The sequence below is a fragment of the Pseudomonas sp. S3_B11 genome, from assembly GCF_054667715.1.
Genome location: NZ_CP162749.1, coordinates 1,899,242 through 1,916,671 on the forward strand (window position 1 = coordinate 1,899,242; position 17,430 = coordinate 1,916,671).

Below are 17,430 nucleotides of genomic sequence, written 5' to 3' on the forward strand. Positions count from 1 at the left end.
GTAGGTGTGTATATCCGTTACCGCAGCAACGGATATGTCCCCAAAAAAAGGCACTTCCCCTCAAATAGACAGGCATAAAAAAACGCCGCCCCTCGCAAGAAGGGCGGCGTTTTCAGTCGGGCGTTTTAAGCTTTAGGCTTGAACGACCGGGATGTTGGCGTTTGCAGCCGCTTCACGGAACTCGGCGATCTGGTCGAAGCTCAGGTAGCGGTACACGTCCGCTGCCATGCTGTCGATCTTGCCGGCGTATTCCATGTACTCCTCGACGGTCGGCAGGCGACCCAGGATCGAAGCAACGGACGCCAGTTCGGCCGAAGCCAGGTAGACGTTCGCGCCGTCACCCAGACGGTTCGGGAAGTTACGGGTCGAAGTCGATACCACGGTGGAGTTCGGCTCGACGCGTGCCTGGTTACCCATGCACAGCGAGCAGCCTGGCATTTCCATCCGTGCACCGGCCTTGCCGTAGATGCCGTAGTAGCCTTCTTCGGTGAGCTGGTGAGCGTCCATCTTGGTCGGCGGCGACAGCCACAGACGGGTTGGCAGCTGGCCCTTGACCTGCTCCAGCAGCTTACCGGCAGCGCGGAAGTGACCGATGTTGGTCATGCACGAACCGATGAACACTTCGTCGATCTTCTCGCCAGCAACGCTGGACAGCAGACGGGCGTCGTCCGGATCGTTCGGCGCGCAGAGCACAGGCTCGCTGATGTCGGCCAGGTCGATTTCGATGACTTCGGCGTATTCGGCGTCGGCATCGGCTTCCATCAGTTGCGGGTTGGCGATCCAGGCTTCCATCGCTTGGGCGCGACGTTCCAGGGTACGTGCATCACCGTAGCCTTCACCGATCATCCAGCGCAGCAGGGTGATGTTCGATTGCAGGTACTCGGTGATCGACTCTTTCGACAGCTTGATGGTGCAACCGGCAGCCGAACGTTCGGCCGAGGCGTCGGACAATTCGAAAGCCTGTTCCAGGGTCAAGCCTTCCAGGCCTTCGATTTCCAGGATGCGGCCGGAGAAGGCGTTTTTCTTGCCTTTCTTCTCGACGGTCAGCAGACCGTTCTGGATGGCGAAGTACGGAATGGCATGAACCAGGTCACGCAGGGTGATGCCAGGCTTCATTTTGCCCTTGAAGCGCACCAGGATCGATTCCGGCATGTCCAGCGGCATGACGCCGGTGGCTGCGGCGAACGCGACCAGGCCGGAACCGGCTGGGAACGAGATGCCCATCGGGAAACGGGTGTGCGAGTCGCCACCGGTGCCCACGGTGTCTGGCAGCAGCATGCGGTTCAGCCACGAGTGGATGATGCCGTCGCCCGGACGCAGGGAAACGCCGCCGCGGGTCATGATGAAGTCAGGCAGGGTGTGGTGGGTGGTGACGTCGATCGGCTTTGGATAGGCCGCGGTGTGGCAGAAGGACTGCATCACCAGGTCAGCCGAGAAGCCCAGGCACGCCAGGTCCTTCAGTTCGTCACGGGTCATTGGACCGGTGGTGTCCTGGGAGCCCACGGTGGTCATTTTCGGTTCGCAGTAGGTACCAGGACGTACACCTTGGCCTTCTGCCAGACCGCAAGCCTTGCCGACCATCTTCTGCGCCAGGGTGAAACCCTTGGTGCTTTCAGCTGGGGCTTCAGGCTTCTTGAACAGGTCGAACGGCGGCAGACCCAGCTCGGCGCGAGCCTTCTCGGTCAGGCCACGGCCAATGATCAGCGGAATACGACCGCCGGCACGGACTTCGTCCAACAGCACAGGGGTCTTCATTTCGAAGGTGGTGATGACTTCGTCGGTACCGTGCTTGCAGACTTTGCCGGCATGCGGGTACAGGTCGATCACGTCGCCCATGTTCATGTTCGAAACGTCGAACTCGATTGGCAGTGCGCCGGCATCTTCCATGGTGTTGTAGAAGATCGGAGCGATTTTGCTGCCGAAGCAGAAGCCGCCGGCACGCTTGTTCGGCACATAAGGAATGTCGTCGCCGAAGAACCACAGCACCGAGTTGGTCGCCGATTTACGCGAGGAACCGGTACCGACCACGTCACCGACGTAGGCGATCGGGAAGCCTTGGCCGCGCATTTCTTCGATCTGCTTCATCGGGCCGGTCTTGCCTTGCTCGTCCGGAACGATGCCGTCACGGGCCATTTTCAGCATGGCCAGGGCGTGCAGCGGGATGTCAGGACGCGACCAGGCGTCTGGAGCTGGGGACAGGTCGTCGGTGTTGGTTTCGCCGGTTACCTTGAACACGCGCAGGCTGATCTTGTCGGCCAGCACCGGGCGCTTCTTGAACCACTCGCCGTCAGCCCAGGATTGCAGCACGGCTTTGGCGTGAACGTTGCCATTCTTGGCTTTTTCAGCCACGTCGTGGAAGGCATCGAACATCAGCAGGGTGTGCTTGAGTTCTTCGGCGGCTACCGGCGCCAGCTCGGCGTCGTCCAGCAGCTCCACCAGGGTCACGATGTTGTAGCCGCCCTGCATGGTGCCGAGCAGTTCAACGGCACGCTTCTTGTCCAGCAGAGGGGATTGGGCCTGGCCCTTGGCGAGGGCGGACAGGAAGCCAGCCTTGACGTAGGCAGCCTCGTCGACTCCAGGCGGAACGCGATTGGTGATCAGGTCAACGAGGAAAGCTTCTTCGCCAGCCGGAGGATTTTTCAGCAGCTCGATCAGGCCTGCGGTTTGTTCGGCGTTAAGCGGCTGGGGAACGATACCCAGGGCTGCGCGCTCTTCGATATGTTTGCGGTAGGCTTCAAGCACAGTTATTACCCTCATCAGTGGTCCCAAATGGGTGTCCGGGACGCTCATCCAGGAACCCACGGTACTCATGCGCGTTGGCGGCTTTTTGAGCCACCACGCCAGAGTTTCCGCACGTTCCTCACAGAAGCTGCTTTCAAAGTTTTACGCCTGCAGAACGGGGAGCTGATGAGGGTTGGCGTTGGGCTTTCCCCGCTGGAAAGACCCTTCGCCAACACCGCTCTGAAGGAACGACTGTGCTCGTGACGCTTTGAAAACAGCTTCTAACGGACATTGGCGCCTTAAAAGGCTGGCTGATTCTACGGGAAAAAAAAATTAAAGGTAAGTTGGGCCTGGAAGTTTGAGGGGTGATCAATCTTAGACAAAGGGCTAACATGCCGGCCTGTCCTGTTTTTGCGTGTGCGTTTCCTTATGCCCAACCAGCTCATCAAGACCCCCTGCGTCGGCCTTTGCTCCACTGTCTACGGTGACCTGGTGTGCCGTGGCTGCAAGCGGTTCCACCATGAAGTGATTCACTGGAACGGCTACAACGAGGACGAAAAGCGCGCGGTGTGGATGCGGCTCGAGCAGCTGTTGGTGCAGGTGATGGTGGCCAAGCTGGAGGTTTTCGACCCGGTATTGCTGCGCCAGCAACTGGAGTCGCGCAAGATCCGCTTTGTGCCGCACCAGTCGGAATATTGCTGGGCCTACCAGTTGATCGCCCGGGGCGCACGGGTGATCAACAATCTGGAGGCCTACGGCATGGTGCTGATGCCGGAGTTTCGCGACTGGGATCTGCCGGACCTGCGCGATGCCATTGATCGGGAGTTTTTCCTTCTGTCCGAAGCCCATTACCAGCGTTATATCGCGCCGGGGTTCCTGAAGGATGCGATTGGCGGCTGACAGCTTTTTGTGGCGAGGGGATTTAGCGAAACGTCGCACCGCCCCGCTGTGGGAGCAAAGCTTGCTCGCGATGCAGGCGCCTCGGTTCCAGAGAGACCGCGTCGTTTTTATCGCGGGCAAGCCTTGCTCCCACAGATAAATCCCCTCGCCACAGGTTGACGTGTCAATCCTTGACCGCCAACTCCACCAGATGGTCCTCGACCTCCTGCGGCTTGAGCACCAGCACATCGCTTTCCAGCGTATCGAGCACAGCCTCGGCGGTGTTGCCGATCAAGACCCCGGACAACCCCGAGCGGGCCACGGTGCCGATCACCGTCACTGCCGCCTGCAGCTTGCGCGCCATGTACGGAATCAAGACGTCCGCCGGACCTTCTTCGATGTGCAGGTGCTGGTCATCGATGTCGAATTCGGCCTGGAACGCCCGGCATTGTTCACGGTACTTGGCCTCGATGGTTTCCTTGAGCTGGAATGTCGGGTCGGCGGACGAGAGCATCGGCGAGGGGTGGGCGCTGATCACATGCAGGTGCGCCTTGGCGAGGAGGGCGATGTCATAGCCATGATCGATGATGGTGGAGTGCAAGTGGCGATGCTCGCCATCGGCATTACCAACGTCGACGGCAGCGAGGATCACCTTGTCTTTCCAGGAACCGGCGGTTTTCACCAGCAGCACCGGGGTTGGGCAATGGCGTAGCAGCTTCCAGTCCGCCGGGGTCAGCAGGGCTTTTTTCAGCGGACTGTCAGGGAAGTGCTGCTTGATCACCAGCCCGCAACCTTCCGCCTGCTGCACATCGATGATGGTTTCGTGGAGGCTTTCGTTCCAGGCCTGCTCGGTGGTGACGCTGTAGCCGTCGGCCAGCAGTGCGGCCTTGAGCACGCTGAGCAGGCCGGCATGGTCATGCTTTTTGTCGCACACCAGCAGGTGCAGGTGGGCCTGGGTCACTCCGGCGATCAGTTTGGCGCGCTTGAGCGCCAGGCTTTCCGAATGTTCGGGCTCAATAACCACCAGGATGCTGCGAATGGCTTGCATGATCGGCGTTCTCCTGCAATGAAAAGGCTGGCGTTGCTCAACTATAGTTGTTGTGGGCAGTCTAGTTGTTGTGGATGAGTCTTCGACTTGATGCATATCAACGGCGGTGGCTGGTGGTCTGGGGGCAGGCCGGTATAATCGGCGCCCTTCGCTCGACTACCTTTTCCCGTGAGCCCCATGAATCTTCCCGAAATTCACGAATTCCTTGGTTGCCGCACCCCCGATGCCTGGGTCCAGGCCGCGCTGGCTGACCAGGAAACGATGCTGATCGACCACAAGAACTGCGAATTCAAGGCGGCCAGCACCGCCCTGAGCCTGATCGCCAAATACCATTCCCACGTCGATCTGATCAATCTGATGTCGCGCCTGGCCCGGGAAGAGCTGGTGCATCACGAGCAGGTCATGCGCTTGATGAAAAAACGCAAGATCGGCTTGCGCCAGCTCTCCGCCGGGCGTTATGCCTCGGGGTTGCGCAAGGTGGTACGCAGCCACGAACCGGTCAAGCTGGTGGACACCCTGGTGGTCGGCGCCTTCATCGAAGCCCGCAGCTGCGAGCGTTTCGAGGCCTTGGTGCCGTACCTGGACGAGGAACTGGGCAAGTTCTATTTCGGCTTGCTGAAAAGCGAAGCCCGACATTTCCAGGGTTACCTGAAACTGGCTTACCAGTACGGCGACGCCAAGGACATTGCCCAGGTGATCGACAAGGTCCGTGAGGCCGAGCGGGAGCTGATCGAATCGCCGGATGTGGAGTTTCGTTTCCACAGTGGTGTGCCTGCGGCATAGGGCCTTATGCCGCGCTGCCTCTCAAACGCTCAGCCCCAGGCGTTCATGCCACTGAGCAATGGATTCCTCGGGATAGACCTCGAACTGCTGGTCGCCCGGATGCGCCTCGACTTCCACCCACGGCGCCTTGGAACCCAGCATCAGGTGGGTGTGCTCCGGCGGCACCGGTAGCGGTGTGTCGATGGCCGAGGCAAAGGGGTGAATCAGCTCCGGCCATTCGGGGCTGAACAGCCATAGCCCCGAACCGCACAAGGAACAGAAGTGCCGTTCGGCGCTGCTGCGGTGGGCGCGTTTATCGCCTTCGTCCTTGAGTCGTGCGTGGTAGATCGAGATGTGCTTGCGACCACGCACCTTCATGCTTTGGGCATCGCCCCCCAGGTTGATCGCAAAACCGCCACCGCCCTGGGTCTTGCGGCAGATCGAGCAGTAGCAGCGCTGATAGGGGTAGGGGTGAGCACTGTCGAGGGTGAACGACACCGCGCCGCAGTGGCAGGATCCTTCTAGCTGCATGGGGAACCTCCAGTGGGATTGGAAATGACTCAGTACAGCCTAGACAGTTTGTGTCTTGACAGTTGGATTGAAGGTGACCATGCGACCGCCTTCGCGAGCAAGCTCGCTCCCACAGGGGATTTTCTGTGTAGATACAATTTGTGGACACTGAAGATCAACTGTGGGAGCGAGCTTGCTCGCGATGAACGATGACACGGTCTAGCGACCGGGCACCCGCCACAAATACCACGCCGCCACCGTCCGATAAGGGCTCCAGGCCAGGCCGATCTCAACCATCTGCTTGCGGCTGGGCTGTTGCTCCAACCCCTTGAGCCGTCGATAACCTTCACGTACGCCAAAGTCATCGGCTGGCAGGATGTCCGGCCGTTCCAGGCTGTAGATCAGCAGCATCTCCACGGTCCAGCGCCCGACGCCGCGCAAGCTGACCAGGCGCTCGATCAACGCTTCATCCTCCATCGCCCGCGCAGTGGCGTAATCCGGCACGATTCCGTCCAGCGTTGCCTGGGCGATGCCCTGGATCGTCGCGATCTTGCTCGCGGAAAACCCACAGCCGCGCAACTGCGCAACGTCTGTCGCCAGGATCTGCCCGGGATTGGGGAATGCCTGCGCCGGGAACAACGCCAGCAGCCGACCGAGGATGGCATCGCCGGCCTTGGCGTGCAGTTGCTGGTAGGCAATCGCCCGCACCAGGGCTTCATAGGGGTCGCGGGCCGGCTTGGGTTGCAGCAGGCAAGGGCCGATCGCCTCGACGTGACGTCGCCAGTCTTCGTCGAGGCTTGCCAGCCAGGCGCTGGCCTCATGGTAGGGCACAGACATCGGATATTTGTTCTCCGGGGCGCTCAAAACGCCAGGGGCAGTGAAACCTGCACCGCGGCTTTCTCCAGCCGTAGCAGAAACGCCTTGCGCGGCTGTCCGCCACCATAGCCGGTCAACGAGCCATCCGCACCGATCACCCGGTGGCAGGGAATGACGATGGCCAAGCGATTCTGGCCGTTGGCCAGGCCCACGGCGCGGCTGGCGCCAGGGCTGCCCAGCGCCGTGGCGATGCCGCCGTAGCTGCGGGTTTCGCCGTAGGGGATCTTTTGCAGTTCAGTCCAGACCCGTACGGCGAAGGCGCTGCCGGGCATGTGCAGCGGGACGTTGAATGCCGTGAGCTTGCCGGCGAAATACTCGGCCAGTTCGGTTTCGATCTGTTGCAAATGAGCGTTGTGCCCCGGCGCAACCGTGTAGCCGTAGCGTTGCTGCAGCTCTTCCAGCTCCTTGGTCAGGGCCGGGCGGTCGAGGAATTCCAGCAGCACCAGGCCTCGTCGTTCGGCCATGGCCAACATGGGGCCCAGCGGTGTGGTCAGGCGGGTGAACAACAACGGTTCGCTGAGGGCTGCGCGGCCCGGCGTGATGTGGAAGGATTTCACGAAGGCGTCACGAAAACCGCTCAATGACTCATAGCCGGAATCGAACGCGGCATTGTCGATGGAGCTGCCGTCCTTGATGCCGCCCAGGGCAATGCCCAGGCGGCGGGTGCGCAGATAGGCGTGAAAGGTCATGCCGAAATGTTGCTTGAACCAGCGGCGCAGTTTCAGCGGCTCGATACCTTGTTCCAGTAGCAGGGCATCGGTCCAGCGCAGGTCGGGTTCGGCGTCGACGGTTTTGAGCAGGGCCTGGATCCAGTCCGGCGCGATGGCGGCGGCGTCCAGGGGCTTGCAGCGCAGGCAGGCCCGGTAGCCGGCCGACATGGCTTCGTCGGCATGGGCGAAGAACTCGACGTTCTCCGGTTTCGGCTTGCGCGCGGTGCAACTGGGGCGACAGAAAATACCGGTGGTCTTGACCGCAGTGAAGAACACCCCCTCGTAGGCGGTGTCTCGTTCGAGCATGGCGCGGACCATCTCGGCATGGGGCGGGAGCAGCGAGTCGTGTAGGTTCATGGGCCTGAGCATAGAACCGTGCCCGGAACGACTCCACCGAAAAATCGACAGTGAATTTCCGTTCACTTGGTCGGACGGTCACGAACAAAAATTGAACCTGCGAGTCTTAAAGGTTCAACCGTTGTTTTTGTCTTTCGGAGACATCATGTCCAAACATAAGAAATCCCTCATCGCCGTTGCTGTCTGTGCCTTGGCGTTCGGTGCCTCGGCCTTGCTGCCTGCTGAGTTGTCGCCTATCGGTTCGAGCTATGCCGCAGGCGGCAATGGGGGTGGTGGCGGCCACGGTGGAGGAAACGGCGGCGGCAATGGTGGTGGCAATGGCGGTGGCCACGGTGGTGGCATCGGTGGCGGCACCGGTGGTGGCCAGGACCATGACAAGTCTGGTGATTCCAGCGGCCTTGGCAAAGGATTGGCTAGCGACCACACCGGTACCCGCACCCGTGATCATGGCCTGAGCGGCAAGCACACCGGCACCACCCGCACCGACCGCACCAGCAAGGCTTCGCTGACCTCGAGCATCGCCAACGACCGTGATACCCGTGGCCTGACCAAGGCATCGGCGATTTCCACCGCTACACCAGGTACCCACAACACCAAGGGCCTGACCAACGCGACCAGCTCTTCGATCAAGAACGACCGCTGATCGCTTAAAAAAGCCGCGACGCCTGTGCATGGCGCCGCGGCTTTTTTGTTTGTCTGTTTTGCCTGACCTGACGTGTTCAATACTTCCAGAACACCGGCGTGAACAACACCAGCACCGTCAGGATTTCCAGCCGACCCAGCAGCATACCAATGGTCAGCAGCCATTTAGCCGCATCAGGCAAGGTCGAGAAGTTGCCGGCTGGCCCGATGATCGTGCCCAGCCCCGGGCCCACGTTGCACACGGCGGTGGCCGCGCCGGTCAGGGCGGTGGTCCAGTCCAGGCCGATCAGCGCCAACCCCAGGGCGATAGCGCCAATGGTGATGGTGAAGAAAAACGAAAAGGTCAGTAGCGAACGGACGATCTCTTCGTCGATGGGGTGATTGTTGTATTTTTTCTGGATCACCGCCCGGGGATGGATCAGTTGTTTCAGGCTGCCCATCAGTAACTCGCCGGCTACCTGGAAGCGGAAGATCTTCAGTCCGCCGGCCGTCGATCCCGAGCAACCGCCAACGAACGTCAAATAGAAGAACAGCAGCAAGGCAAAGCTGCCCCATAGGGTGTAGTCCCCCAGCGCCACGCCCGTGGTGGTGACCACCGACGTCACGTTGACGGCCACGATGCGGACCGCGTCCCACCAGCTGTAGTCGCTGTTCAGACTCAGCCATGTCCCCACGATGAGCCAGGTGATGACCAGGAATCCGACGAATCCCCTGACTTGCTGGTCCTTGAGCAACGCGCGTTTGTGGCCGCGCAAGGTGGCGACGTACAAGGTGAACGGCAGCGCGCCTGCCATCATGACGACCACCGACACCCAGTGGATGGCCGGTTGGGGCCAATGCCCCAGGGAAGCATCTGAGGTGGAGAAGCCGCCTGTGGAAATCAATGACATCGCGTGGTTGATCGCTTCGAAGGGCGTCATGCCGGCCAGCCACAAGGCCAGGGTGGCGAGGGCGGTCAAGCCGACATAGATCCACAGGATGTAGTTCGCCGCGACATGGGAGCGCGGCGTGACTTTCTCCGACCAGTCCGACGACTCGGTCTGGAACAGCCGCATACCGCCGACCCGTAGCAGTGGCAGGATCGCCACGGCCATGCCGATAAAGCCGATCCCGCCGAGCCAGTGCAGCATCGAGCGCCAGATCAACAGGCCGGGGGAGGCCGTGTCCAGGCCGGTAAGGATGGTCGAGCCGGTGGTGGTGATGCCGGACATGGTTTCGAAAAAGGCATCGGTGTAGCTGATGTGCTGGATGAACACCATGGGCAGGGCGGCGAAGCTGCAGACGATGACCCAACTGGCGGTGGTCAGCAGATACATGTCCCGCGGGCGCATCTGGGTGTGTGCAGGCCGACCGCGCGCCACCAGCGCGACGCCGCAGACGAAGGTGATCAGGCTCGACCACAAAAACGCCGAGAGGTCATCGTTGCGCTCGTACATCACCAGCGTCAAAAGCGGGATTGCCATGCTGGCAGCCAGGGTGATCAGGAAAATACCGAGGATGAAGCCAATAAACCGCACAACCGCAATGGACATAGAACACGCCTGAATGAATGAGCCGCACAGTATTGTTTTTGTGGCGGGCTGATGGGTAGCCCCTTGGGCAGTTTTGTTCAATACCGCCCGCGATTGGCAATTTACCTTGATCGCCACCTCACAGATATGAAGAAGGTATGCGATGAGTTTGATTCTTTCCATGGCGGCGTTTGCCCTGGTCGCCTCCATTACACCCGGCCCGGTCAATATCGTCGCCCTCAGCTCCGGGGCGCGGTACGGGTTTCGTGCGACGTTGCGCCATGTGGGCGGTGCAACCCTGGGGTTTGTCTTGCTGCTGGTGCTGATGGGGCTGGGGTTGCATGAAGTGTTGCAACGCTGGCCTGGCCTCACACGGGTGGTGCAACTGGGCGGCGTGGCGTTTTTGTTGTTCATGGCCTGGAAACTGGCGATGGATAACGGGCACCTGGGCGCCGAGGACGAGGGGCGAGCGCCTTCGATGTTCTATGGCGCGCTGATGCAATGGCTAAACCCCAAGGCGTGGCTGGCCTGCGTGGCGGGAATGGGGGCGTTCGTGGCCGATGGCGAGGCGCGGCTGGTGTGGCAGTTTGCGGCGATCTACCTGGTGATCTGCTACGTCTCGGTGGGCTGCTGGGCCTACGCCGGGAGTTTCCTGCGCACCTGGCTGGGTAATCCGGCGACCATGCGCCTGTTCAATCGGACGATGGCGGGGTTGTTGGTGGCCAGTGCGGTGTATCTGTTGTTGCCTTGAGCCAACCCGTCCTTGCGGTCAGGTGGTGCGGTATCAGCCGCGATATTGCCCGGGCGTAGCCGCCAGGTGTTGCTTGAAGGCACGCTGGAAATGCGCCTGGTCGGCAAACCCGCTGTCCAGCGCCACGTCGGCGATCAGCTTGCCTTCGCGCAATTGGCGCCGGGCAAACTGGATCCGGCGGTTGACCAGGAAGGCGTGGGGCGTCATCCCGTAATGGCGCTTGAAGGCTCGGCTCAGGTAGGACGGCGACAGTTGCGCGGCGGTGCAGATGTCTTCCAGCTTCAAGGCTTCGCTGCAATGGTCGTGGATAAACTGCGCCGCACGCATGAGGCCTGGATGACTGCCCCGGTCCGGGCGACCGGCAGGGTTGAGCCGTTGCTGCAGGTCGATAAAAAATGCCTCGGCGGCGGCGTGCTTGTGGTGCGTGTCGAGCTGCTCATCCACCAATTGCTCATACAACCTTCCCAATGCGGCAAACAGCTCCACATCGCGGCTGTGCGTGGTGGCGAAGCCCTGGAAATCCAGGCTTTCGTCAAAGCCGATACGGCGCTGCAAGTCTCTGAGCCACTGGGTGTCGACGTACAACATCACGTAGGACCACGGCTGATCGTCGATCGGGTTGCACGCGTGGACGTCGCCCGGGTTCATCAGCACCACCGTGCCGCTTTCCACCTGGAAATTCGAGCGTTCGTGAACGTAGGTGCTGCGCCCGGCGGTGATCGCGCCGATGGAAAAGTGGTCATGGGAATGGCGCGAATAGCAGACCTTGCGTCCATCGCCGATGGCCCGGGCTTCGATGAAGGGCAGGGCCGCGTCGCGCCAGAAGCGTGGGGCGTCGTCATGGGGGGCGTGCTTCATCGGTCAGCGTCCTCGTCTTGAACCTGAGTGGCAGTGTATTAGTCCTGACCGGTAAATGCCCGTCGGATTTAGCCCGTTCGGTTTGAAGGGCTGGGGTCCTGGACTAGACTTCATGAAGTCCTGCCAATGGAGTTTCCGATGCTTGCGCCACGCCAACCGGACGACGAAGCCGCTCGCCTCAAGAATCTGCACTCGCTCAAGCTGCTTGATACCGCACCCGAAGAGCGGTTTGACCGCCTGACCCGCCTTGCCCGACGCCTGTTTGACGTGCCCATCGCGCTGGTGTCGCTGGTGGACGCCAATCGGCAGTGGTTCAAGTCCAGCGCCGGCCTGGACGCCAGCGAAACCTCGCGGGAGATTTCCTTCTGTGGGCATGCGATTTTGCAGGATCAGATCCTGGAGATCTGCGACGCGGAACAGGATGAGCGCTTCCACGACAACCCACTGGTCACGGACAAGCCTGGCATTCGCTTCTATGCGGGGCATCCGCTGGGGATGGAGGACGGCAGCAAGCTCGGCACGTTGTGCCTGCTCGACACCAAGCCGCGCAAGCTCAATGACGAAGAGCGCGAACTGTTGCGCGACTTGGCCCGCATGGCCGAGCAGGAAATGGTCGCGGTGCAGATGGCGAGCATGGACGAGCTGACGCTGCTGTCCAATCGGCGTGGCTTCAGGATGTTGGCCCAGCATGCGTTGAATGTGTGTGATCGCTTGTCGCGACCGGCGACGCTGCTGTTCTTCGATCTCAACGACTTCAAGCCGATCAACGACCGTTATGGGCACGCCGAGGGCGACAACGCGCTGAAAACGTTCGCCGATGTGCTGCGTATCGCCTTTCGCGAAAGTGATGTGATCGGCCGCCTGGGCGGTGACGAATTCGTGGCGTTGCTCACCGGTTCTTCCCATGTCGAGATAGCGGCAATCATGGCGCGGCTCCAGGAAATCCTCGATGAGCGCAATGCGATGTTGCAGCGTGGCTATGACATTCGTTTCAGTGTCGGCCAGATCGAGTACGACCCCCAGCGTCATCAGTCGATCGACCTGCTACTGGCGGACGCGGATGCGGCGATGTACACACAGAAACAGGCGCTACGCAGCTAGCACAGGCTGATCCCTGTGGGAGCGAGCTTGCTCGCGAAGGCGTCGGCACAGTCAATATCAATGCCAGCAGACCCACCGCCATCGCGAGCAAGCTCGCTCCCACAGGGGGGTTGCAGTGGGCATAAAAAAACGCCGCATGGCCTTTCCAGGACAAGCGGCGTTTTTGCTGCAACGTGAAGATTACTCTTCGATGTTGCCCATGGCGGTGGTGTTGAAGCCGCCGTCCACGTACATGATTTCACCGCTGATGCCCGACGCCAGGTCCGAGCACAGGAAGGCGCCGGCGTTGCCGACTTCTTCGATGGTGACGTTGCGACGCAGCGGGGTTTGCGCTTCGTTGGCGGCCAGCATCTTGCGGAAGTTCTTGATGCCGGAAGCGGCGAGGGTGCGGATCGGGCCTGCCGATACGCAGTTGACGCGGGTGCCGTCCGGGCCCAGGGAGCCGGCCAGGTAACGGACGCCGGCTTCCAGCGAAGCCTTGGCCATACCCATGACGTTGTAGTTCGGCATGGTGCGCTCGGCGCCCAGGTACGACAGGGTCAGCAGGCTGCCGTTGCGGCCTTTCATCATTTCGCGACCGGCCTTGGCCAGGGCCACGAAGCTGTAGGCGCTGATGTCGTGGGCAATGCGGAAACCTTCGCGGGTGGTGGCTTCGGTGAAGTCGCCGTCCAGTTGGTCGCCCGGGGCGAAGCCCACGGAGTGCACGATGCAGTCCAGGCCATCCCACTTCTTGCTCAGTTCTTCGAAGACCTTGGCGATTTCTTCATCGCTGGCCACGTCGCACGGGAAGCACAGCTCAGGGCTCGAACCCCAGCCTTGTGCGAACTCTTCGACACGACCCTTGAGTTTGTCGTTCTGATAAGTGAAGGCAAGCTCAGCGCCCTCGCGATGCATGGCGGCGGCGATGCCGGATGCGATGGACAGCTTGCTGGCGACACCGACGATCAGTACGCGCTTACCGGCGAGAAAACCCATGTGTTGCTCCTCTTTCAGGTTATTCGGCAGTTGTTGGGGCCAGGAAGGCGGCCTCCAGCAACTGCTGTGTATAGGGGTGCTGCGGCGCGGCGAATATGCTGCGGGCATCACCTTGTTCGACCACTTGGCCATGCTTGACCACCATCAACTGGTGGCTCAGCGCTTTGACGACAGCCAGGTCATGGCTGATAAACAGGTACGTCAGGTTGTACTTGGTTTGCAACGACCGCAACAGCTCCACCACTTGGCGTTGCACGGTACGGTCCAGGGCCGACGTCGGTTCATCCAGCAGAATCAACGCCGGCTTGAGCACCAGGGCCCGGGCAATGGCGATACGCTGCCGTTGCCCTCCGGAAAATTCATGGGGGTAGCGGTTCCGGGTTTCCGGGTCCAGGCCTACCTCCTTCAATGCCGCGATTATCGCTTGTTCCTGTTCGGCTTCGGTGCCGATCTTGTGGATCCGCAGGCCTTCGCCAACGATCTGGCTCACACACATCCGTGGGCTCAGGCTACCGAACGGGTCCTGAAACACCACTTGCATCTCCCGGCGTAGCGGCCGGACTTGTTGCTGCGTCAGGCTATCCAGCTGCTTGCCTTCGAAACGGATCCCGCCCTGGCTGCCGATCAACCGCAGGATTGCCAGCCCCAGGGTGGATTTGCCGGAACCGCTTTCGCCGACGATGCCCAGGGTCTGGCCCTGGGGCAGGCTGAAGCGGATACCGTCCACGGCCTTGATGTAGTCTACCGTGCGCTTGAACAGGCCTTTCTTGATCGGGAACCAGACTTTCAGGTCCTCGACCTGCAACAGCGGCGGGCCGACGACGTTGCTCGCCGGGGTGCCGCTGGGTTCAGCGCCCAGCAGTTCCCGAGTGTACGGATGCTGCGGTGCCCGGAACAACTCTTCGCACGATGCCTGTTCGACGATGCAACCGCGCTGCATGACACATACGCGATGCGCAATTCTTCGCACCAGGTTCAAATCGTGGCTGATCAGCAGCAGCGACATGCCCAATCGCGCCTGCAATTCCTTGAGCAATTGGAGGATTTTCAGCTGGACGGTGACGTCCAGTGCGGTGGTCGGCTCGTCGGCAATCAGCAGTTCCGGCTCGTTGGCCAGGGCCATGGCGATCATCACCCGCTGGCGCTGGCCGCCGGACAGCTCGTGGGGCAGGGCCTTGAGGCGCTTGTGGGGCTCGGGAATGCCGACCAGCTCCAGCAACTCAAGGGTCCGGCGGGTCGCGACCTTGCCGCTCAGGCCCTTGTGGATGCCGAGCACTTCATTGATCTGTTTTTCAATGGAATGCAGCGGGTTGAGGGACGTCATCGGCTCCTGGAAGATCATCGCGATCCGGTTGCCACGGATATGACGGATGGTTTTTTCCTTCAAACCCAGCAAATTCTGGCCAGCGTACTGGATGGTCCCGGTGGGGTGATGGGCCAGCGGGTAAGGCAGCAACCGCAGGATCGAATGGGCGGTAACCGATTTGCCCGAGCCGCTTTCACCCACCAGGGCCAGGGTTTCGCCGCGCTTGATATCGAAGCTGACCCCCTCGACCACGCGCTGGCGGCGTTCGCCGACAATGAACTCCACCGCCAGGTCGCGCACTTCGATCAGATTATCCTGGTTCATTTCACTTCCTCGGATCGAAGGCATCGCGAGCGGACTCGCCGATGAACACCAACAGGCTCAACATCAGGGCCAGCACGGCGAACGCGCTGATGCCCAGCCATGGCGCCTGGAGGTTGGATTTACCCTGGGCTACCAGCTCGCCGAGGGACGGCGCGCCGGGCGGCAGGCCGAAGCCGAGGAAATCCAGGGCGGTGAGGGTGCCGATGGCGCCGGTGAGGATGAACGGCATGAACGTCATGGTCGAGACCATGGCGTTGGGCAGGATGTGGCGGAACATGATCGCGCCGTTCTGCATGCCCAGCGCCCGGGCAGCACGCACGTATTCCAGGTTGCGCCCGCGCAGGAACTCGGCACGGACCACATCCACCAGGCTCATCCAGGAAAACAGCAGCATGATGCCCAGCAGCCACCAGAAGTTGGGCTGGACGAAACTGGCCAGGATGATCAGCAGGTACAGCACCGGCAACCCGGACCAGATTTCCAGGAAACGTTGGCCGGCCAGGTCCACCCAACCGCCATAGAAGCCCTGCAGGGCGCCGGCGATCACGCCGATGACCGAGCTGAGCACGGTCAGCGTCAGGGCAAACAGGACCGAGATGCGGAAGCCATAGATGACCCGGGCCAGGACATCGCGACCCTGGTCGTCAGTGCCCAGCCAGTTCACGGAAGAGGGCGGCGCCGGGGCCGGGACCTTCAGGTCGTAGTTGATGCTCTGGTAGCTGAACGGAATCGGTGCCCACAGCACCCAGGCGTCCTTGGCCGCCAGCAGTTCGCGGATATAGGGACTCTTGTAGTTGGCTTCCAGCGGGAACTCGCCGCCGAACGTGGTTTCCGGGTAGCGCTTGAGGGCCGGGAAGTACCAGCCGTTGTCGTAATGCACCACCAGCGGCTTGTCGTTGGCGATCAGCTCGGCGCCCAGGCTCAGCCCGAACAGGATCAGGAACAGCCACAGGGACCACCAGCCACGCTTGTTGGCCTTGAACAGTTCGAAGCGGCGGCGATTGAGAGGGGACAGGTTCATCTCAATGCTCCCGGCTTTCGAAGTCGATGCGTGGATCGACAAAGGTGTAGGTCAGATCGCCGATCAGCTTCACCACCAGCCCCAGCAAGGTGAAGATGAACAGGGTGCCGAACACCACCGGGTAGTCGCGGTTGATGGCCGCTTCGAAACTCATCAGGCCCAGGCCGTCGAGGGAGAAGATCACTTCCACCAGCAGGGAGCCGGTAAAGAAAATCCCGATGAATGCCGAAGGGAAGCCGGCGATCACCAGCAGCATGGCATTGCGGAATACGTGGCCGTAGAGCACTCGATGGCGGGTCAGGCCCTTGGCCTTGGCGGTGACCACGTATTGCTTGTTGATTTCGTCGAGGAAGCTGTTCTTGGTCAGCAGGGTCATGGTGGCGAAGTTACCGATCACCAGGGCGGTGACGGGCAAGGCCAGGTGCCAGAAGTAATCGAGGATCTTGCCGCCCATGCTCAATTCGTCGAAATTGTTGGAGGTCAGCCCGCGCAACGGGAACCAGTCGAAATAGCTGCCGCCGGCAAACACCACGATCAGCAGGATGGCGAACAGGAATGACGGGATCGCGTAGCCGACGATGATGGCCGAGCTGGTCCAGACATCGAAATGGCTGCCGTGCCGCGTCGCCTTGGCGATCCCTAGCGGGATCGACACCAGGTACATGATCAGCGTGCTCCACAACCCCAGGGAGATGGACACCGGCATCTTTTCCTTGATCAGGTCGATGACCTTGGCGTCGCGGAAGAAACTGTCGCCGAAGTCCAGGTGGGCGTAGTTCTTGATCATGATCCACAGGCGTTCGGGTGCCGACTTGTCGAAGCCGTACATGCGCTCGATTTCCTTGACCAGCCCCGGGTCCAGGCCCTGGGCGCCGCGGTAGGAGGAGCCTGCCACCGACACTTCGGCACCGCCGCCGGCAATGCGGCTGGTGGCGCCCTCGAAGCCCTCGAGCTTGGCGATCATCTGTTCCACCGGCCCGCCGGGTGCGGCCTGGATGATGACGAAGTTGATCAGCAGAATGCCGAACAGGGTCGGGATGATCAGCAGCAGTCGCCGAAAAATATAAGCCAGCATTTC

At 61.2% G+C, this 17,430-nt stretch carries 16 protein-coding genes; 5 read left to right on the forward strand and 11 right to left on the reverse strand.

Annotation, left to right across the window (positions count from 1 at the left end):
• Positions 1-132: 132 nt before the first annotated feature.
• Positions 133-2,742, reverse strand: a complete 2,610-nt coding sequence (gene acnB / locus AB4O22_RS08875; protein WP_003202783.1) for a bifunctional aconitate hydratase 2/2-methylisocitrate dehydratase — start codon at positions 2,740-2,742, stop codon at positions 133-135.
• A 408-nt stretch (positions 2,743-3,150) separates the two neighbouring features.
• Here acnB and AB4O22_RS08880 point away from each other — a divergent pair, with 408 nt between their 5' ends.
• Positions 3,151-3,621 carry a DUF1289 domain-containing protein gene (locus AB4O22_RS08880; protein ID WP_003202781.1) on the forward strand — a complete coding sequence of 157 codons (471 nt, stop codon included), beginning with the start codon at positions 3,151-3,153 and terminating at the stop codon, positions 3,619-3,621.
• Between the two features lie 163 nt (positions 3,622-3,784).
• Here the strand turns inward: AB4O22_RS08880 and AB4O22_RS08885 are convergent, their stop codons facing one another.
• Complete coding sequence (locus tag AB4O22_RS08885) at positions 3,785-4,648, reverse strand: universal stress protein (RefSeq protein ID WP_223470564.1); 864 nt, start codon at positions 4,646-4,648, stop codon at positions 3,785-3,787.
• 177 nt (positions 4,649-4,825) lie between these two features.
• Between AB4O22_RS08885 and AB4O22_RS08890 the strand changes: the two genes are divergently transcribed.
• Positions 4,826-5,431 (forward strand): MiaE family protein, encoded by a 606-nt coding sequence (locus tag AB4O22_RS08890; protein ID WP_223470565.1) that lies wholly within the window; start codon positions 4,826-4,828, stop codon positions 5,429-5,431.
• Between the two features lie 21 nt (positions 5,432-5,452).
• On the opposite strand, the gene AB4O22_RS08895 is transcribed toward AB4O22_RS08890, so the two are convergent.
• The 3 genes from AB4O22_RS08895 to AB4O22_RS08905 all read right to left on the reverse strand — a co-directional run bounded on the left by AB4O22_RS08895 (position 5,453) and on the right by AB4O22_RS08905 (position 7,863).
• The gene (locus AB4O22_RS08895; RefSeq protein ID WP_223470566.1) at positions 5,453-5,941 is read right to left on the reverse strand and encodes a GFA family protein; all 489 of its coding nucleotides are present in this window, start codon (positions 5,939-5,941) and stop codon (positions 5,453-5,455) included.
• A 198-nt stretch (positions 5,942-6,139) separates the two neighbouring features.
• Positions 6,140-6,757, reverse strand: a complete 618-nt coding sequence (locus AB4O22_RS08900) for a DNA-3-methyladenine glycosylase family protein (protein WP_038856838.1) — start codon at positions 6,755-6,757, stop codon at positions 6,140-6,142.
• A gap of 23 nt (positions 6,758-6,780) precedes the next feature.
• Positions 6,781-7,863, reverse strand: coding sequence for a bifunctional transcriptional activator/DNA repair enzyme AdaA (locus AB4O22_RS08905; protein WP_223470567.1), 1,083 nt, complete (start codon positions 7,861-7,863; stop codon positions 6,781-6,783).
• A 145-nt stretch (positions 7,864-8,008) separates the two neighbouring features.
• Between AB4O22_RS08905 and AB4O22_RS08910 the strand changes: the two genes are divergently transcribed.
• The gene (locus AB4O22_RS08910; RefSeq protein ID WP_223470568.1) at positions 8,009-8,506 is read left to right on the forward strand and encodes a hypothetical protein; all 498 of its coding nucleotides are present in this window, start codon (positions 8,009-8,011) and stop codon (positions 8,504-8,506) included.
• A gap of 76 nt (positions 8,507-8,582) precedes the next feature.
• Here AB4O22_RS08910 and AB4O22_RS08915 read toward each other — a convergent pair whose 3' ends face one another.
• Complete coding sequence (locus tag AB4O22_RS08915) at positions 8,583-10,037, reverse strand: TrkH family potassium uptake protein (RefSeq protein WP_043042385.1); 1,455 nt, start codon at positions 10,035-10,037, stop codon at positions 8,583-8,585.
• A gap of 142 nt (positions 10,038-10,179) precedes the next feature.
• On the opposite strand from AB4O22_RS08915, the gene AB4O22_RS08920 reads away from it, so the two are divergent.
• A complete protein-coding gene (locus tag AB4O22_RS08920) occupies positions 10,180-10,767 on the forward strand; it encodes a LysE family translocator (protein WP_223470569.1) in 588 nt (195 codons plus the stop codon).
• 33 nt (positions 10,768-10,800) lie between these two features.
• Here the strand turns inward: AB4O22_RS08920 and AB4O22_RS08925 are convergent, their stop codons facing one another.
• A complete protein-coding gene (locus AB4O22_RS08925; protein ID WP_223470570.1) occupies positions 10,801-11,625 on the reverse strand; it encodes a helix-turn-helix transcriptional regulator in 825 nt (274 codons plus the stop codon).
• Between the two features lie 138 nt (positions 11,626-11,763).
• Between AB4O22_RS08925 and AB4O22_RS08930 the strand changes: the two genes are divergently transcribed.
• Positions 11,764-12,726, forward strand: coding sequence for a GGDEF domain-containing protein (locus tag AB4O22_RS08930; RefSeq protein ID WP_223470571.1), 963 nt, complete (start codon positions 11,764-11,766; stop codon positions 12,724-12,726).
• A 180-nt stretch (positions 12,727-12,906) separates the two neighbouring features.
• On the opposite strand, the gene fabI is transcribed toward AB4O22_RS08930, so the two are convergent.
• The 4 genes from fabI to AB4O22_RS08950 are packed head-to-tail and all read right to left on the reverse strand — an operon-like array spanning position 12,907 to position 17,427.
• Positions 12,907-13,701 (reverse strand): enoyl-ACP reductase FabI, encoded by a 795-nt coding sequence (gene fabI / locus AB4O22_RS08935; RefSeq protein ID WP_003202751.1) that lies wholly within the window; start codon positions 13,699-13,701, stop codon positions 12,907-12,909.
• A gap of 19 nt (positions 13,702-13,720) precedes the next feature.
• On the reverse strand, positions 13,721-15,331 hold the full coding sequence (locus AB4O22_RS08940) for an ABC transporter ATP-binding protein (protein WP_003202738.1): 1,611 nt from the start codon (positions 15,329-15,331) through the stop codon (positions 13,721-13,723).
• Between the two features lies 1 nt (position 15,332).
• Positions 15,333-16,352 carry an ABC transporter permease gene (locus AB4O22_RS08945; RefSeq protein ID WP_460096145.1) on the reverse strand — a complete coding sequence of 340 codons (1,020 nt, stop codon included), beginning with the start codon at positions 16,350-16,352 and terminating at the stop codon, positions 15,333-15,335.
• Between the two features lies 1 nt (position 16,353).
• Positions 16,354-17,427 (reverse strand): microcin C ABC transporter permease YejB, encoded by a 1,074-nt coding sequence (locus tag AB4O22_RS08950; RefSeq protein ID WP_092198160.1) that lies wholly within the window; start codon positions 17,425-17,427, stop codon positions 16,354-16,356.
• Positions 17,428-17,430 lie beyond the last annotated feature (3 nt).

What these genes read in the sequence shown, in the direction of transcription:
- AB4O22_RS08880 (WP_003202781.1), top strand. Translation starts at nt 3,151, where the DNA reads ATGCCCAACCAGCTCATCAAGACCCCCTGCGTCGGCCTTTGCTCCACT.
- AB4O22_RS08885 (WP_223470564.1), bottom strand. Translation starts at nt 4,648, where the DNA reads ATGCAAGCCATTCGCAGCATCCTGGTGGTTATTGAGCCCGAACATTCG.
- AB4O22_RS08890 (WP_223470565.1), top strand. Translation starts at nt 4,826, where the DNA reads ATGAATCTTCCCGAAATTCACGAATTCCTTGGTTGCCGCACCCCCGAT.
- AB4O22_RS08895 (WP_223470566.1), bottom strand. Translation starts at nt 5,941, where the DNA reads ATGCAGCTAGAAGGATCCTGCCACTGCGGCGCGGTGTCGTTCACCCTC.
- AB4O22_RS08900 (WP_038856838.1), bottom strand. Translation starts at nt 6,757, where the DNA reads ATGTCTGTGCCCTACCATGAGGCCAGCGCCTGGCTGGCAAGCCTCGAC.
- AB4O22_RS08905 (WP_223470567.1), bottom strand. Translation starts at nt 7,863, where the DNA reads ATGAACCTACACGACTCGCTGCTCCCGCCCCATGCCGAGATGGTCCGC.
- AB4O22_RS08910 (WP_223470568.1), top strand. Translation starts at nt 8,009, where the DNA reads ATGTCCAAACATAAGAAATCCCTCATCGCCGTTGCTGTCTGTGCCTTG.
- AB4O22_RS08915 (WP_043042385.1), bottom strand. Translation starts at nt 10,037, where the DNA reads ATGTCCATTGCGGTTGTGCGGTTTATTGGCTTCATCCTCGGTATTTTC.
- AB4O22_RS08920 (WP_223470569.1), top strand. Translation starts at nt 10,180, where the DNA reads ATGAGTTTGATTCTTTCCATGGCGGCGTTTGCCCTGGTCGCCTCCATT.
- AB4O22_RS08925 (WP_223470570.1), bottom strand. Translation starts at nt 11,625, where the DNA reads ATGAAGCACGCCCCCCATGACGACGCCCCACGCTTCTGGCGCGACGCG.
- AB4O22_RS08930 (WP_223470571.1), top strand. Translation starts at nt 11,764, where the DNA reads ATGCTTGCGCCACGCCAACCGGACGACGAAGCCGCTCGCCTCAAGAAT.
- fabI (WP_003202751.1), bottom strand. Translation starts at nt 13,701, where the DNA reads ATGGGTTTTCTCGCCGGTAAGCGCGTACTGATCGTCGGTGTCGCCAGC.
- AB4O22_RS08940 (WP_003202738.1), bottom strand. Translation starts at nt 15,331, where the DNA reads ATGAACCAGGATAATCTGATCGAAGTGCGCGACCTGGCGGTGGAGTTC.
- AB4O22_RS08945 (WP_460096145.1), bottom strand. Translation starts at nt 16,352, where the DNA reads ATGAACCTGTCCCCTCTCAATCGCCGCCGCTTCGAACTGTTCAAGGCC.
- AB4O22_RS08950 (WP_092198160.1), bottom strand. Translation starts at nt 17,427, where the DNA reads ATGCTGGCTTATATTTTTCGGCGACTGCTGCTGATCATCCCGACCCTG.